The sequence below is a fragment of the Serratia sp. X10 genome, from assembly GCF_017811775.1.
Classification (GTDB): Bacteria; Pseudomonadota; Gammaproteobacteria; order Enterobacterales; family Enterobacteriaceae; genus Serratia; species Serratia ureilytica.
Window position 1 is genome coordinate 451,102 of record NZ_JAEIOH010000002.1, and the last position, 15,164, is coordinate 466,265.

Sequence of the window (15,164 nt, forward strand, 5' to 3'; positions counted from 1 at the left end):
CGCTTTTGCCAATAACTGCCTAATTAGTTAGCCAAATCAGATTTCCCCTCCTGTCAAGACCACAAGAATGACCAGCAATAGAGGCGGGTTACAAAAAATAGTTAAAATTCTTTGAGCCCAGTAGTAATAGTTAATATTGCGTCCCGTGCAAGGGAAACGTTGCTTTTTCTTACAACGAAAATAAGTTTTAGCGGGCAGTAAAACCGGTGCACACATTTATGATTCCAAGCATGGCCTGTCTGCGGATTATCTGAAAAAAGCGGCTTAAACCCGTACCGTGAATAGAATAGCGTTCAGTCGTTTCAGTCAGCACTTGGATCACCGGTTCATCACGTTGTATATCGAACGGGTCATGAAATACCGTCGCTGCTCAGCGATAACATCCTGCATCTCTGGCGTTGATTCATCGCAAATTGCGCGGTCAGAACGCTGAGGAAATTATGCTTTGTCACTGGTTTTGAAGGCTTTTTCTGATGAAGACATTCCGTGCACGCTTTTCGATACTCAGATCGGCTTACAAGCGTTTGAGCCGGCGATTCTCACCTTTCAGATCTTCGAACGTTTCGATATAAGCCGCTTCCATTGTGAACCAAGTCTGATGTTTAGTTGGCGCAAAAAAATAAGTTTAGCGCTCTTCAGTGGTTGAATTTATGATGATTTATTGTTGTCATTAAGTAAATTTTTTTCGTCACCCATAAACCTGGATGAACAGTCTATGAAACTTCGCCATCTGGAAATTTTCTACACCGTGATGACATGCGGTTCGCTTTCACGTGCGGCGGAATCACTTAATATCTCTCAGCCAGCCGCCAGTAAATCGCTGAAAAACGCGGAGCTGAAGCTCGGCTTTAAGCTCTTTCAGCGGGTCCGTGGCAAGCTATTGCCGAGCCGCGAAGCGCTCGAGCTTTTTGAAAAAGCCCAGGGCATCTATCAGGATCTGTCTAACTTGCGTTTACTGGCTGACAATCTGGCTCGCGATCCTCGCGCAAAATTCACCTTAGGCTGCTTACCGTGCTTGGGTTTGAGCCTGGTACCGGAAATCGCCACCGATTTCTATCAACAGAACAGCAATCTGGAGATGACGTTAACCACCGAGCACACTGAGACGTTGGTCAAAAAATTGGATCTGCGCGAAATTGATCTTGCTCTGACGATGCAGCCCGTTGAGCAGGGCGAAATTATGGCCACGCTGATAGCCGAAGTGCCATTGGTGTATGTGGACAAGGATTATCGGCAGGGGGCCGTCGAGATTGATAATGTTGACCAGCAGCGCTGGATTTCCCCTGGTTTACACTCGCTTTCAACTGCCATTGCCACGCGCCGGGTTTTTTCCTCCCCCCGGCTGAACGTGGAGACCTGTTACATGGCGATGGAATTTGTGAAACGTGGAGTGGGATGTAGCATCACCGACATTTTCTCTGCCCGTCATAGTTTGCCCCCGGAGATGATCCATCAGATTTCACCGCCGATGAAGATTGACCTCTATCTGCTGCGTCGCGCTGATGCCACGCTCAGCCCGGTCACACAAAAATTTGTCGATTTCCTTTGCAAACGGCTACGTAGCAAGCTCAGAGAGGTTAACCTGGAGTTATACCCTGGAAAAGAAAAGTCAATTGTTTCTCTAGTCTAAATGTTTTCATATAAGCGCCACGAATGTATCTGCGCTTATATCAGGTGATGATAAAATGCATTGTGACTATCGGCGACGACGTGACTGGCTTGGCAACCGTCCGGGCATTAATTAAAAGCGATAATGAGACATACCTACTGGAACGTAGTCATCAGCCGGAGATGGCGGCCAATTTTGCCGGCAGCAGGTAGTCGAGTTACTGCCGTGTGGCGCCGTTTGCCGACAGCGGCGCACCACAGCAGGGAATGAAATGTGGGAAAGCGGATTCTCCGTTGAACATGCGCCCATGCATGAATGTTGTTTTCCTCATGTTCCTGTATGTAAGTCTGTATATACAGCTTACTAGGTGGTTAGCATCATAGGGAGATGTTGTCTATGTAGTTAACCCCAAATAGAATAGCATCTGAAGTCATTTAAAAAATGAATGACAACCTGAGTTAATACGCGTTAAGTATCGTGAGTCGTAGTCCTAAAGCGCCGAGAGGGGCGCAGGGGGGACGTTAAACATGCCCTAACTAAATACGGCGCTATAACCGAAAGCGCAGACCGTTACCGACAAGGGACGGGAATAAACGGTATATATTGGTCGCGTGATCCTGCAGCGCAATAGTGGGCACGCGACTACGTGAGTCAACTCTCAGTCAGAGGGAACTCACATGACAACACTATCGTCAACACACAATAAAACCCCGCAAGCAGTATCCCCTGAACTCCACGAGTAAGCCCTTAAATTTGGTGGTGGGGGCGCCGCTCGCGAGTTTATATTAATCTCCGCTCTGTCACTGGCGAAGCAAACAGCAATATAGGAGCAGCGACCGTTTCGAGATCTTAAACCAAAGAAACGGCATAGGCACCGTCAGGTGCTCTTTAGATGTTACGTATACAAAATACACAATAAGGAGTGCTATAGTATGGTTCTACGAATTGTCTATTTAACATCAATTACCTCTGATATTCCCGTTCAGCTCGGTAATAAAATTTCTACATCTTCACGCATTCTTCGCCTGAAATATTTTGGATCCGAAGGCAACAAGTTTCTGTATGCTGCCTTGGTTCAATGTACTGATCGATCTTCTTATCACAGTTGGAATATCCCTGAGAGTAAAGTCGTTGCGGAAAAGAAAATTTTGTTCAGTAAATTGTACTCTCCAATAGTGAACCATTCCGGTGCGGATCTACGTGATGTCGCTAACCGAAATTTATTCAGGAAACTCAAAAAAGAACGTCGAAAGCAGAATAACAGGTCGTTAACCGAAGATAACTGGACCCAGTTCGTCCGCCGAAAAGAAGCCGTTCGTTTTGCATCTGTTAGTATATAAAGCGTATTTCTTCCTCATGCCAGTTTTTAGGTGATCGCGTGTATTCCCATCGGGAGGCGACTACGTCTGCGTCGTGCAGATAGACAGTTAACCGCCTGTGAAAAATCTTGAGTCGATCGAATTTCTTACTCTGTGAAGGTTCAGAGATATTATGTGCTGGCAGAATGATATCGAGCTGATGACGACCAACACAATCCATCAATATGATTGATGGCATTAACTAATCATTTAATTCCTTTCTAAGGATTAAGTTTTATTCAATAAACGAAGGATAAGTAGGTAAATTATGAACAGACATGAAATTATCACCAATATAAAAGAAAAAATTATCTTTGAAGATCTCGAGCTCAGTGAGTGGGGACATGAATTGTCAGACATCAAAGATGATACGCTTTTATTGTCTGAGGAAGGCTTAGCATTAGACTCTGTCGATGTTCTGGATATTTTTGTTGGAATCCAAAAAGAATATGGCATTGACTTGGGAGCGATTACGAAGGAAATAATGGAAAAACATTGTCAATCTCCTTTAACCTTAACTGAATTGGTTATCGATAAATGTGGCGCTCGCTGAGAGCAATCCTGTAGATCGCGATTAACGTCGGCTGAAATTGAGTTTTATTCAACACCCTAACCGTCTTGGGGGCTGATTTTTCAACCCGTAGGTAGTATTAGATAACATGAAAATACTCATTATAAAAAATTATCAATCGGCAATCGTTGATTGCTTAGAGGATAATCTGACTGAGGACAGCATCGACTTGCTTTCATTGAATGATACCGATGATGTGAAAGAAGGCTGGATAAAGAAGTTGGAAGTGGACGGACAGACATACGATAATGTCATTATAGACGCAAGGTATAACGAAGAGGAATGCCTGAGGTCAATATTTAATGGCGATGTTACCCATGGTGATAATGGTGTTTTTTCAAGCAGGTTAGTTGATGATATACATTATTTAATGAAGATAATAAAGCGAGTGGTTTTGGCTAACATGAAGTTAGACAACTGCAAGTTTTTCTTTTTGTTAAAAGACGACTCGTTTGGCTATTTGGATAGCAATGACAGCTCGCCCACTTACAACGAAGCCGTAATATCAATGTCGAAATCCCTGGCGAAAGAATATTCCCGCTACAACATGTATTTCAATTCGCTGATTATTCAGCCTGAATTAAAAGAGCTAAATCTCAATAGACAGAGCAAAGAGCTTTTAAAAAATTTTGCCTTGAAATACAAGTCAAATAGCTACTTGGATGTTTCTAATTTTATTTTTTCGATGATTGAGAATAATTTCCCGATTAATGGGGCGACGATACGGTTAGGAAATGGAGTGGTTGACTATGTCTAAGAAAGTAGTACTCGTCACGGGGGGAGGAAGAGGGATAGGAAGGGCGATCTGTATGGAGTTTGTTTCTGAGAAAACCCATGTGGCTTTGACGTATACACGCGATGCCCATAGCGCAGAACAGGTCAGACAGACGCTGGAAGAAAACAATGTATCTTGTTCCGTACATCAGCTGGATGTCCAAGACTTTCACATGTGTCAGTCAGTCGTCGAAGCGGTTGAACGCGAGTACGGAACCATTAATGTTCTGGTGAACAATGCTGGGGTAACGCTTAGTAAACAATTCGTAAGTTGCGATGACGCGGAAAACCAAGCCGTGTTATCGACCAACCTTCAAGGCGTGATAAACATGACGCTGGCGACGGTACCCTCCTTGAAAAAGTCCGCCAGGAATAACGAGATAGGGCGAATTGTTAACATTTCATCTAACACCTCGCTATGCGGAAATGCCGGCCAAGTCGCTTACAGCGTGACGAAAGCTGGAGTGAATGGTTTCACTCGCTTGTGTGCAAGAACGCTTGCCAGTCAAAATATATTTGTGAATGCCGTTGCGCCGGGTTACATCGATACCGATATGACCCACTTTCTTCCTGAAAGTACATACTCCCATGTGTTACAGGTGTCAGCGATAAAGCAGACAGGCCGAGTGAAAGACGTGAGCTCAATTGTGCAATTGCTGTGTGGCGATCACTGTAATTACATGACTGGTCAAGTGCTCCATATTGATGGCGGGAAGTTTTGCTAGAGATTTAATGAGGTAGAGTAATGAACGGTTCAATCGTAATTTCTGGTATGGGGCTATATACCCCACCTGTTACTGAATTAAACGAATTAACACGTTTTTCTACAGACCATCATCGATTAATTAACAACCATGAATATAATGAGTTGGGAATTAACAATGCAACCGTGTCCGTCTTCGATAAAAATCATACGGAGCCCTTTGGAAAACAAGGTTGGGTGAATAATGCCTCCATTTTTGCCCTAAGAGCCGCGGAAGCCGCTATCAAAAACTCGGGAATAAACCTGGCAGAATACGATGCGCGTCGAATATCGGTCGTATTAGGCAGCTACAATTCCGGCACCGACAGCTATGTGAAAATGTTTAACAAGGTGCTGAACAATGAGCATGACTCGGTATCGTACAGCGAACTGATGTCTTCAATGTTATCCCACTGTGGGAACGCCATTGCCGCTCGTTACAATATCCAAGGGAAGAAAATTGTCGTCTCTTCCGCTTGCTCTTCGAGCTTAACTGCCGTAGGGATAGCGACGGATCTGCTTCACTCCGATAAAGCGGATGTGGTGATCTGTGGGGGTTCTGATTGTGTTGATCTTCCTGTGGTGGCCGGTTTCAACAGTCTAAGCGCGTTGAATGAAGGCCGATGCTCGCCGTTTTCTAAACCTGCAGGAATCAACTTAGGAGAGGGGGCGGGCATACTCATACTCACCAAAGACAAGGATAACGCTCATAACAAGTGGTTAATTACCGGCTACGGGGCTTCTAGCGATGCGTATCATGAAACCTCCCCAGAGCCGAATGGCGTTGGTGCTATTCAAGCAATCGATGCGGCATTATCGGCCGCAGGCCTGGGCAGAAATGACGTTGATTTGATTTCAGCGCATGCGACCGGCACGGGAGCAAACGATATCCCAGAGTCAAAAGCATACGAGAAATTATTTGGTCTCGATGTGCCGGTCAGCGTCATGAAGCCATTTTACGGCCATACCTTGGGGGCATCTGGCATCGTAGAACTGATTAGTGTCTTATCCCTGCTGGATGTGGGTATCACGCCGGAAAACAACAACCTGAGAGAACTGCGAGAAGGGTGCAGCCCCATAAACCTCAACTACAGGGGTTACCCTAGCGATAAAGTCCGCACCGTCCTGGCAAGCAGTTTTGGATTTGGTGGCAGTAACAGTGCCGTTATTGTGACTAAGCGAACGAATGAACGAGAAGCTAAATACACTAAGTCAGCAATACCTATCGTGAAAGCAAGCGCGAATGACGGGGTAGCAAAAACGGTTATTGACACCAAAATGGGGGTTATCAAGGAAGAATGTAAGATCCATTTGCAAAACAAGCGGTTCAAACGCGACTCTCCGGAAATCAAATATTGCATCGAATCAGTAGGCGATGTGGTGAATGGTTTTGAACAGCTCTTACAAAGTAATGCCAGAGCAGGGGTGATTACTGGCAACTCACAACGCCCACAGCGATGTCTGGAAAGCTTCCTGGCATCGATCTATGAGGGTGATCCCAAGTATGCAAGTGCGCGCCACTTTCCAGGACATATTGTCAGTGCAACTTGCGGTCAGGTGTCTATCGCGCACAAGATTATCGGCCACTCAACGGTGCTGTGCAGTCCGACGGCGGCGTTCGAATATACCGTGGATCTTCTGAGAAGTGATACGCAAGACTTTATGATTGCCTGTTCAAGTGACGATGTGACACCGGTTCAAGAAAATCTTGTTCATCAGTTTGTTGCCAAGCCAGACTATTCGATGGCTAAAGGAAGTGCGGCGCTGCTTCTTTCGAGCCGGGAGCAACTTTCCAAATGTGATCATGCGCCTGTAGCATGGATTCGAAGCATGCTTCATTCGACCTACAACGGATTGATGCTCAGGAATGATGAAAAGTTCCACCGCCTACTGGAACGACTCATCCTCGAATCTTGTGAGGAAGCCTGCATTAGCTTTACTGAACTTGAGCATTGTCTCGTATCAAATGCGTTGGTGGACAACAGCATCGTCGATGGGGTTAAACATTTGTTGACTCAATATCATCCCCATCTTGTTGTAGAGAGTAAGAATGATAAGAGACTCTCCTCCGACTTTATGACTCATATCGTTGACGCAACTGAGATGATTTCGATGGGTGTCAAGAGCAATGTGTTGGTGATATCCATTGATCTGTCTTCTAATGTGGGGGCATGTATTATTTCAAGCAAAGACTGTCTGATGAGATAGTTATTGTTGATGAAAAGGATAGGCAGTGTTTTGATTTCATTATAGAGAGTGAAACGTTTGTCGCCTGTCCTTTTATATCTTTTTTTAGATTAAGTATTATAAAGTCCTCGGGGGCATTATGAGCTACAAAAATACGCATGGGGCTATTGTTGACACTTTCGCTAATGGAACATTCTCTATGCTATTTAACAGCGACTGTCTTTTTTTTGAAGGACATTTCCCTGACAATCCGGTTGTTCCGGGGGTGCTGCTGTTAGATACCATATATGAAAATCTGTTAAAAAAAGGTGCGTCGAATATAGTGGGTATTGATAATGCGAGGTTTTACAGTACCGTTCTACCTAACGAAAAAATTATCGTTAAAATCAATGAGCTGCCGGGTAAAGTAGTTTGCACCGTCAAAAAAGACACAGGCAAAGTACTCAAAGTCAGCTATATAAAAGCGCAATAATATGATCGATTATTCAACTCAATCAGATATTACGGCTTTGGGCGATGCGACGCCTCATCTTGACGTGAACGGAGACTCTCTCCTGAGTATCGCTAAAAGTTGTCGGAACCTTGTCGAGCATCAAAGCGGTATCAATGCTCACAAGATCCCTTTGTCCCGGCACAAAGACTACGAACTGCGAACGGTCACGGAAGTCCTGCAAGAAGCGAAGAGACGAAGGCTGGACTTAAGAATCGAGAACCCTTTTGAAAATAAAATAATTGGCAATTGCCAAACCATTTCATTGCTATGTCTTGGCATCATGCGTGAGCTGTCGATCCCGGCACGCTATCGATTTTGCCTGTGTGAATATTTTGAGCCCAATTCCTATGCGGAACACATCGTCCTTGAGTACTGGAGTGCTTCAAATCACAAATGGCAGATCCTGGACCCAACAGTCACGCACGAGATTATTGAAAAAAACCAAACTCAAGCCTTTGTCGATTTTGAATTTGATAACATTCCGAGAAATAAGTCCAATCTCTTTACCGATCTATGGAAAAAGTATCGATGTGGTGATTTAGACCTCGATACCATTCATCACCACTCTTACCGAAAGATCCTTGGGCTGGAACGATTCGTGTGGAGGACACTGCAGGACGTTTTGGCGTTACATAAAGTGGAACTGTTTTATTGGGACTACTTCGATTTTAAGCGGTATGTGAATGAACCTCAATTGGTAGACGAGATCATCGAAAATATCGATGAAAGTCGAAAAGAGATGAACAGCATTAATCTTGAGTTTGAAGGGTTCATTAACTTCCATCCTTATCAAAGAGATTATAAGTAATGCTAGATTTTGTGAAGGGGGCGCATGCTCAACCTTTTTCTTTTATCGGAACCGTTGAGGATATGTCAGAGCATGAAATGACAGCCAGGGCGGATTTCTCTGAAGAGAAGACATACAAGCAGTGTTGCCATAACGCATGGCCTCTCATTGTCGAGTCATTAGCTCAGGCAGCTGGTATTCATATAAAAAATCGGCTGGATCCTAATTACAATGGCTATTTAGTCGGTTTGGATGATCTACATGTTCAGCATTCCGGAGATATTATGTCTGACTACCGCTTAGTCACAAAAATGGTCAGCCGTCTTGATAAGAAATATTTATATCATTGCGAAGCGTTCACCAACACCAACCACTCGATCCTCTCATGTCATATTCTACTATCAAATTCAGATTGAAGCAGACTCCCTTATGGGATATTCCAGGAACATAGGTATTCCAACTCGATGCGAATTGCATTCTCATCATGTTGTCAGAAAAAATTGAATTTAATTTAAAAGTTAATAAAGTAATAACCGCATGCCTGATGATATTTCAGGTGACGGGCCCTCAGGTTTTAAAGCGTCGATATTAAAATGAAAAGTCACCCGAACTACATTTATGTTTAAATGTGGATGGGCTAATGCTGATGGAAAATAATTGGTGGAAAAATGAGTATTGCAAACGAAAGCTATAATAAATCTGTTATTTCCTGTGAAAGAAACTTGCCTCAGGTTGAGATGACAAGCTTCCACATTTCATCGGGTAAAGATGTTGCCTTGGAAGAGATCGCCTACGCGGCGAGACATCATCAACCTGTCACCGTCGATGAGGGCGTCATCAATAGAGTGACAAAATCACGTGACATCCTGGAGAAGATGGTGTCTGACGACCGAGTGATTTACGGCGTCAATACGAGTATGGGGGGATTCGTCAACTATATCGTCCCTATTGCTAAAGCCAATGAGCTACAGAACAACTTAATCAATGCCGTCGCAACCAATGTGGGGCGATATTTCGACGATACGACGGTCCGGGCTGCCATGTTGGCGCGAATCGTTTCATTATCTCGTGGCAACTCGGCCATTTCGATTACTAACTTCAAAAAGTTAATCGATATTTACAACCAGGGGGTAGTCCCCTGCATCCCTGAAAAAGGTTCGCTAGGGACAAGTGGCGATCTGGGGCCGCTGGCCGCCATTGCGCTGGTTTGCACAGGCCAGTGGAAAGCGCGTTATCAAGGCGAGCAGATGAGTGGGTTGGAAGCGCTCCAAAAAGCGGGGATCTCGCCGATGGAGCTCAGCTTTAAAGAAGGCCTGGCCCTGATCAATGGCACGTCTGCCATGGTGGGCTTAGGCGTATTACTGTATGACGAAGCGAAACAGCTTTTCGACACCTACCTGACTGTGACCTCGCTGTCGATTGAAGGGCTGCACGGGAAAATGAAACCGTTCGAACCCGCCGTACACCGAATGAAGCCGCATCCAGGTCAGCTTGAAGTAGCCACGACCATATGGGAAACATTGGCTGACTCTTCTCTGGCCGTGAATGAACATGAAGTCGAAAAGATGATTGCCGAGGAAATGGATGGCTTAGTCAAAGCAAGTAGCCATCAGATCGAGGATGCGTATTCGGTTCGTTGCACACCTCAAATTCTTGGACCCGTCGCGGATAGCCTCAAGAATATTAAACAGACGTTGGTTAACGAGCTGAACTCTTCCAACGACAACCCGTTGATTGATCAAACTACGGAAGAGGTATTCCATAATGGCCACTTCCATGGTCAATACGTATCAATGGCCATGGATCACCTGAATATTGCGCTGGTGACGATAATGAACCTTGCCAACCGTCGCATCGATCGATTTATGGATAAATCCAACAGCAACGGTTTACCTCCATTTCTGTGCGCAGAAAATGCGGGATTACGTTTGGGATTGATGGGAGGCCAATTCATGACGGCGTCGATCACCGCTGAATCCAGAGCTTCCTGTATGCCGATGTCAATACAGTCGCTGAGCACCACCGGAGACTTTCAAGATATTGTCTCTTTTGGATTAGTTGCCGCACGCCGCGTAAGAGAACAGTTAAAGAATCTTAAATATGTGCTTTCGTTCGAATTACTGTGTGCTTGCCAGGCTGTCGATATACGCGGGAGTGCTGGCTTATCGAAACGAACGCGTGCGCTCTACGAGCAAACCCGCTCGCTTGTGCCTTATTCGGCAGAAGATAAAACCATTACGGATTACATCGAGTCTATTGCTCAAATCGTGTTAACAAAAAATCGCGATATTTAGCGATGGTGCGGGACGAATCGTGACTCAGCCCTCCAGGCTGAGCGCGTTGCTGGCTTTGGTGATCCGCGGTGGCGGATCACAGAACGAATGATACTGGATAGACGAATATGGAAAAGTACAAGATTGAACAAGTACTCAAAAATCAAATCAGAGTAATAAACCATTACGACGATAGCGTAGAAATTGCCGGAGAGGTTAATTTAAAAGACGTTCTCGATTCGGTGGATATTCTTCAGTTTGTCTTCGGGATAAATAAAGAATACGGACTTTCATTTGGCAATAATATTGGCGATGAACAGCATCTAACCACGTTAGATAAAGTGGTCTCCTGGGTGCACTCTGCAATCAATCAAAAGGCCGAAGATGACAAACAATAATCTATTGTCGATGATTCGGCGGTTTAAGGACAATGACAATATTGCTTATTACGATTTTGAAAGAAAGATGTCTTTTTCAGAACTGTATCTGGAAATGACAATGATAAAGAATTACCTTGAATCAAGGGGCATGACTCAAGGTAAAAAAGTTGTCTCTTTTTTGGATAAATCATTTTCAGAGTATGCGCTTTTCTATGCGTGTTTATTGCAAGGCGTCGCTTTTTGTCCATTAGATAAAAGCTTGCCTGCCAATCGTTTGGCGATGATCATGTCAGATCTTCAACCTGATATGGTCATCGCAGAGGATTCCTATATAGGCGAAGAGAACGCCTTTAGGCAAAAATTGTCAATTCCGCATGGATGTATCGTGTCTGATGGGAACGTCAGCGCATTAATCGACGGTAATACGCACGATGAAGGCAATGCAGCAGAGGTTGATTCAGATACCGTTGCGTACATCATCTTTACTTCCGGGTCGACGGGCAAGCCTAAAGGGGTGCAAATCACGCACGAAAATCTAAATTTTTTCTTAGGCGCGTTGTATCCCCGATACGTCAGTGAGCAATCAGAAAACTATCTGTCAATTGGTCCATTGTATTTCGATATGACCATACTCGACAGTATTGTGCCTCCTTTGTATGGGCACTCGGTCTACTTGTATAAGCCGCCTTTCATTCCGGCAATTTTCTCTGGCATCATTGAAAAATATCAGATTACCAGGTTGAGCTGTGTTCCTTCGGTACTGGAAATATTGTTGCCTCAGCTTAACGAAGCGACGGGGTTTGAGCCGCTTCACACTCTGAACCTTATCCTGTTTGGCGCTGAAAAACCCAACGGGCAGTCCATAAAGAAATTACTGGCAAACATTCCTGAACTGAAAGTAATTAATGCATACGGTCCGACAGAAGGGACCATGTGCTGCTTTTCCTCTGAGATTACTCTCGATAGCTTGGGTGACGATATCAGTATCGGTAAGCCATTTGATGGTACCAAATACCTGCTCGATACCCGCTCTGGCTTTTCAACTTCCGGAGAAGGGAAACTATTGATATCTGGAAAACAAGTGATGAAAGGGTATATTAATCAATCACAGGTTGATGACCCATTTATTTTTGTCGATGATACTCAATACTATTGTACCAATGATGTTGTTAAGGTAGATGACGACGGTGTTTTCTACTTCCTTGGGCGTTCGGATGATGAAGTGAAACTGAATGGATTTAGAGTTCATCTTCAGGATGTTGCGGAGAACATTAAAAAAACACTCAGCATTGGCGATATTTTTCTCCATAAGCACACGGATAATAACAAGGACTATTTGGTTCTTTCATACGAGAGTACGTCGCCACTTAATCCTGAGGAATGTATTTCCTTATTAAGGGGGCAACTGCCAAAATATATGATCCCCAATGTTTTCGCCATATTCGATTCACTGCCTAAGTTGAGAAATTCAAAGTTAGACAGGAAGAAAGTCAAAGACTCCGTGAACTCAGAGTTCGTCCGTTCGAAGGAGTGCTTGGTCGATAAAAAAATTATTTCATTACATATTAAATAAATCCAGCTTTGTTCGGCTGAGCCTTCATTCAGAAGATGTAAAGACTTTACGCATTACAAACGGTCAAAAAGTAGGGAGGGGAAATCGATGAAAGATGCTGACTTGAGTAGTTTACTGCGTACGGTAAGATCGCACTATGAACATAAAAACGCGATTGTATTTAATGAGGTGGCATATTCTTATAAGGAGTTAGATCAGCGAATTGAAATCTGCAATCAAGCCATTGCACATAGCGATATAGCGGTCATTATCAATGTCAAAGATAAGCTGAAAGCCATCATATTGATGCTATCTGCCATAGACTGTGGCGTTACATTTATACCGATTGATGGTGATCGACCTCGTTCGTTTTTGACTAAAATCGCGGCGAAGTTCCCTCAGGTTCGCGTGATTAACGACGTGTGTTTCGATACAGGACAGATTGACTCACACATCCTGACGCATTATGAGCGAGGGCAGACACTTCCTCGCGGCGTGATGTCAATCATGTATACATCAGGCTCCACGGGGGAACCTAAAGGCGTACAGGTCAGGGCGAGTTCTGTGCTCAATTTGCTGCATCGTCCCTCTTTCATTGCTTTAAGTCGTGAAGACGTAGTGGCGTCTTATTCGTCGCTGTCTTTTGATGCGTCCACCTTCGAAATTTTTACCCCTTTGCTTTCCGGTGGCACGCTGGTGCTGTTGGATAAAATGGTGGTGTTGGATGAAGCGCGTCTTCTTCATGCCATTGAGCAATATAAAATATCCTGTATGTGGATGACGGCCGGCCTCTTCCGAAGTCACATGTTGTCCGGTGATTGCCGCGCATTGGCACGTCTCAGGCATCTGATCGTCGGTGGAGATAAAGTGGATTTTCACGCTGCGGTGTCATTTTTGGAACGTTCACCCGGTACGCAGCTATACAACGGTTATGGGCCGACTGAAAACACCGTTTTCACCACCGTTGCGAAGTTAGACCTGGAAAAATTGAAACGTGAGAAACGGATTTCGATAGGAAAACTGGTTGAGGGCGGGGATTACCTTCTCTTCGATGAACTCACTGGAAAATATCGCAAATCCGGTATTGGTAGACTCCATGTGACGGGGAAAGGGCTGTCCGCGGGGTATCACGATAACCCCGTGGAAACCGGGAAGGTGTTTAGGATGGTTGACGGCACCCGCTATTACGACACCGGCGATATCGTTGAGTGTGCGCTGGATCAAGAATTTTATTTTCTGGGTCGCCAGGACCGTCAAGTTAAACTGAATGGGCACCGAGTCGAATTAGATGACATTGAAAAAACCATAGAAAGTGATAAGTCTGTGGTAAAAGCACTGTGCTTTTTATGGAAGAATCACCTTGTGTCTTTGATCGAAATACAGGATAACACGGCTGGCCTTGAGGCGATCATTACCCGGCTGCGCTCTCATTTGAGCCCTTTCTCTTTTCCTGATTTTTTTATCGAAAACACACAGTGGCCACTTAACAAGAATGACAAAATAGACACTCAATACTTGGTCAACAACACGATAAAAAATCTGGAAATGCGCCAAAGCGATTCCGCCGGGCTCTCGGTTAAGCGTGTCGCTGAACAGGTGTTAGATAAGTCTGTTGAACAGCTGGATATCGGTTTATTTGATCTTGGCTTTGATTCCTTATCTATGCTCACATTTAGTCATAAACTGAATGAACATTTTGCTATTAAAATAAATGTTCTTGACCTTTATACCGCAGGAACATTGCAAGGTGTGGATAACTTAGTTGCCACTAAAATGAGCGTGTGAAGCATGTTTTTATGCCACGCTTCGCGGTTAGTTTATTGGCTGTTTTAAGGTTTTGTTGGGACTAATGCGTTTTAAATTTTAATCACAGGCATTATCTACTGGATTGTTAATCATCCGGCGATAAATTTATTTCTGCTGTTTTATCAACCGGAAATCTCGCCAATATTGGGCGTTATATAAATGGAGCTGTGTTATGAGTGAATATAATGAAACGGAACTGAAGAACATTGAAATTGTAAAATCACTGTACACCGATGTTTTTGATACAGGCAATTGCCCGGTTGTCAACGACTATTACCATAAGGGGGCGAAGTGCCATCTAAAAGGCAAAACTCTGCAGGTTGAACAGATGAAGGGGGGAATGGCTGAATTTGTTGAAAAACACGTGGCGATCTCAACGTCGATTGAATCAATCTTTGCTGTCGGTGACCGTACCTATGCTCGTCTTAATCGGCAGGCTACGTTGAAAGGTGATAGCCAGCCCCGTGATATTGAAATCATGGTAGAAAAACGATTTGTTGATGGGAAAGTCGCAGAGCTATGGTTCATGGTCGATGACGAGATGTACAGCGAAATTTGGCTAAAACAACAGTCAGCATAATCCGATAACCTGGGCATAGGATAGACATTCTATGCCTATAACAACAGGTAGC

14 protein-coding genes are annotated in these 15,164 nt (G+C 44.3%); all 14 read left to right on the forward strand.

What is annotated here, in order from left to right; genetic code table 11:
* Nucleotides 1–715 precede the first annotated feature (715 nt).
* The 14 genes from J9788_RS07620 to J9788_RS07685 all read left to right on the forward strand — a co-directional run bounded on the left by J9788_RS07620 (nt 716) and on the right by J9788_RS07685 (nt 15,112).
* The gene (locus tag J9788_RS07620; protein ID WP_046896471.1) at nt 716–1,630 is read left to right on the forward strand and encodes a LysR family transcriptional regulator; all 915 of its coding nucleotides are present in this window, start codon (nt 716–718) and stop codon (nt 1,628–1,630) included.
* Between the two features lie 911 nt (nt 1,631–2,541).
* Entirely contained in the window at nt 2,542–2,949 is a 408-nt protein-coding gene (locus tag J9788_RS07625) for a hypothetical protein (RefSeq protein ID WP_182264210.1), read from the forward strand.
* Nucleotides 2,950–3,235: 286 nt separating this feature from the next.
* Nucleotides 3,236–3,520, forward strand: coding sequence for a hypothetical protein (locus J9788_RS07630; RefSeq protein ID WP_046896472.1), 285 nt, complete (start codon nt 3,236–3,238; stop codon nt 3,518–3,520).
* Nucleotides 3,521–3,626: 106 nt separating this feature from the next.
* Nucleotides 3,627–4,295, forward strand: coding sequence for a hypothetical protein (locus tag J9788_RS07635; protein ID WP_046896473.1), 669 nt, complete (start codon nt 3,627–3,629; stop codon nt 4,293–4,295).
* On the forward strand, nt 4,288–5,037 hold the full coding sequence (locus tag J9788_RS07640) for an SDR family NAD(P)-dependent oxidoreductase (protein WP_046896474.1): 750 nt from the start codon (nt 4,288–4,290) through the stop codon (nt 5,035–5,037). The genes J9788_RS07635 and J9788_RS07640 overlap by 8 nt, the downstream gene beginning before the upstream one ends.
* Nucleotides 5,038–5,057: 20 nt before the next feature.
* Nucleotides 5,058–7,262 carry a beta-ketoacyl-[acyl-carrier-protein] synthase family protein gene (locus J9788_RS07645; protein ID WP_080350149.1) on the forward strand — a complete coding sequence of 735 codons (2,205 nt, stop codon included), beginning with the start codon at nt 5,058–5,060 and terminating at the stop codon, nt 7,260–7,262.
* Between the two features lie 118 nt (nt 7,263–7,380).
* The gene (locus J9788_RS07650) at nt 7,381–7,713 is read left to right on the forward strand and encodes a hypothetical protein (RefSeq protein WP_080350150.1); all 333 of its coding nucleotides are present in this window, start codon (nt 7,381–7,383) and stop codon (nt 7,711–7,713) included.
* 1 nt (nt 7,714) lies between these two features.
* Nucleotides 7,715–8,542: a transglutaminase domain-containing protein gene (locus J9788_RS07655; protein ID WP_046896477.1), complete on the forward strand. Its 828-nt coding sequence runs from the start codon at nt 7,715–7,717 to the stop codon at nt 8,540–8,542.
* Complete coding sequence (locus J9788_RS07660; RefSeq protein ID WP_046896478.1) at nt 8,542–8,937, forward strand: hypothetical protein; 396 nt, start codon at nt 8,542–8,544, stop codon at nt 8,935–8,937. The genes J9788_RS07655 and J9788_RS07660 overlap by 1 nt, the downstream gene beginning before the upstream one ends.
* A 252-nt stretch (nt 8,938–9,189) precedes the next feature.
* Nucleotides 9,190–10,815, forward strand: coding sequence for a phenylalanine aminomutase (D-beta-phenylalanine forming) (locus J9788_RS07665; RefSeq protein ID WP_152665172.1), 1,626 nt, complete (start codon nt 9,190–9,192; stop codon nt 10,813–10,815).
* Nucleotides 10,816–10,922: 107 nt separating this feature from the next.
* Nucleotides 10,923–11,192 carry a hypothetical protein gene (locus J9788_RS07670; protein ID WP_182264211.1) on the forward strand — a complete coding sequence of 90 codons (270 nt, stop codon included), beginning with the start codon at nt 10,923–10,925 and terminating at the stop codon, nt 11,190–11,192.
* Nucleotides 11,179–12,747: an AMP-binding protein gene (locus J9788_RS07675; RefSeq protein ID WP_182264212.1), complete on the forward strand. Its 1,569-nt coding sequence runs from the start codon at nt 11,179–11,181 to the stop codon at nt 12,745–12,747. Before J9788_RS07670 ends, J9788_RS07675 begins: the two co-directional genes overlap by 14 nt.
* Before the next feature lie 87 nt (nt 12,748–12,834).
* Nucleotides 12,835–14,511, forward strand: coding sequence for a non-ribosomal peptide synthetase (locus J9788_RS07680; RefSeq protein ID WP_046896481.1), 1,677 nt, complete (start codon nt 12,835–12,837; stop codon nt 14,509–14,511).
* A gap of 193 nt (nt 14,512–14,704) precedes the next feature.
* The gene (locus J9788_RS07685) at nt 14,705–15,112 is read left to right on the forward strand and encodes an ester cyclase (protein WP_046896482.1); all 408 of its coding nucleotides are present in this window, start codon (nt 14,705–14,707) and stop codon (nt 15,110–15,112) included.
* Nucleotides 15,113–15,164: the final 52 nt, after the last annotated feature.

Coding starts and splice junctions, on each gene's coding strand:
- J9788_RS07665 (WP_152665172.1), top strand. CDS start 9,190: ATGAGTATTGCAAACGAAAGCTATAATAAATCTGTTATTTCCTGTGAA.
- J9788_RS07685 (WP_046896482.1), top strand. CDS start 14,705: ATGAGTGAATATAATGAAACGGAACTGAAGAACATTGAAATTGTAAAA.
- J9788_RS07660 (WP_046896478.1), top strand. CDS start 8,542: ATGCTAGATTTTGTGAAGGGGGCGCATGCTCAACCTTTTTCTTTTATC.
- J9788_RS07635 (WP_046896473.1), top strand. CDS start 3,627: ATGAAAATACTCATTATAAAAAATTATCAATCGGCAATCGTTGATTGC.
- J9788_RS07640 (WP_046896474.1), top strand. CDS start 4,288: ATGTCTAAGAAAGTAGTACTCGTCACGGGGGGAGGAAGAGGGATAGGA.
- J9788_RS07670 (WP_182264211.1), top strand. CDS start 10,923: ATGGAAAAGTACAAGATTGAACAAGTACTCAAAAATCAAATCAGAGTA.
- J9788_RS07630 (WP_046896472.1), top strand. CDS start 3,236: ATGAACAGACATGAAATTATCACCAATATAAAAGAAAAAATTATCTTT.
- J9788_RS07620 (WP_046896471.1), top strand. CDS start 716: ATGAAACTTCGCCATCTGGAAATTTTCTACACCGTGATGACATGCGGT.
- J9788_RS07650 (WP_080350150.1), top strand. CDS start 7,381: ATGAGCTACAAAAATACGCATGGGGCTATTGTTGACACTTTCGCTAAT.
- J9788_RS07655 (WP_046896477.1), top strand. CDS start 7,715: ATGATCGATTATTCAACTCAATCAGATATTACGGCTTTGGGCGATGCG.
- J9788_RS07675 (WP_182264212.1), top strand. CDS start 11,179: ATGACAAACAATAATCTATTGTCGATGATTCGGCGGTTTAAGGACAAT.
- J9788_RS07680 (WP_046896481.1), top strand. CDS start 12,835: ATGAAAGATGCTGACTTGAGTAGTTTACTGCGTACGGTAAGATCGCAC.
- J9788_RS07625 (WP_182264210.1), top strand. CDS start 2,542: ATGGTTCTACGAATTGTCTATTTAACATCAATTACCTCTGATATTCCC.
- J9788_RS07645 (WP_080350149.1), top strand. CDS start 5,058: ATGAACGGTTCAATCGTAATTTCTGGTATGGGGCTATATACCCCACCT.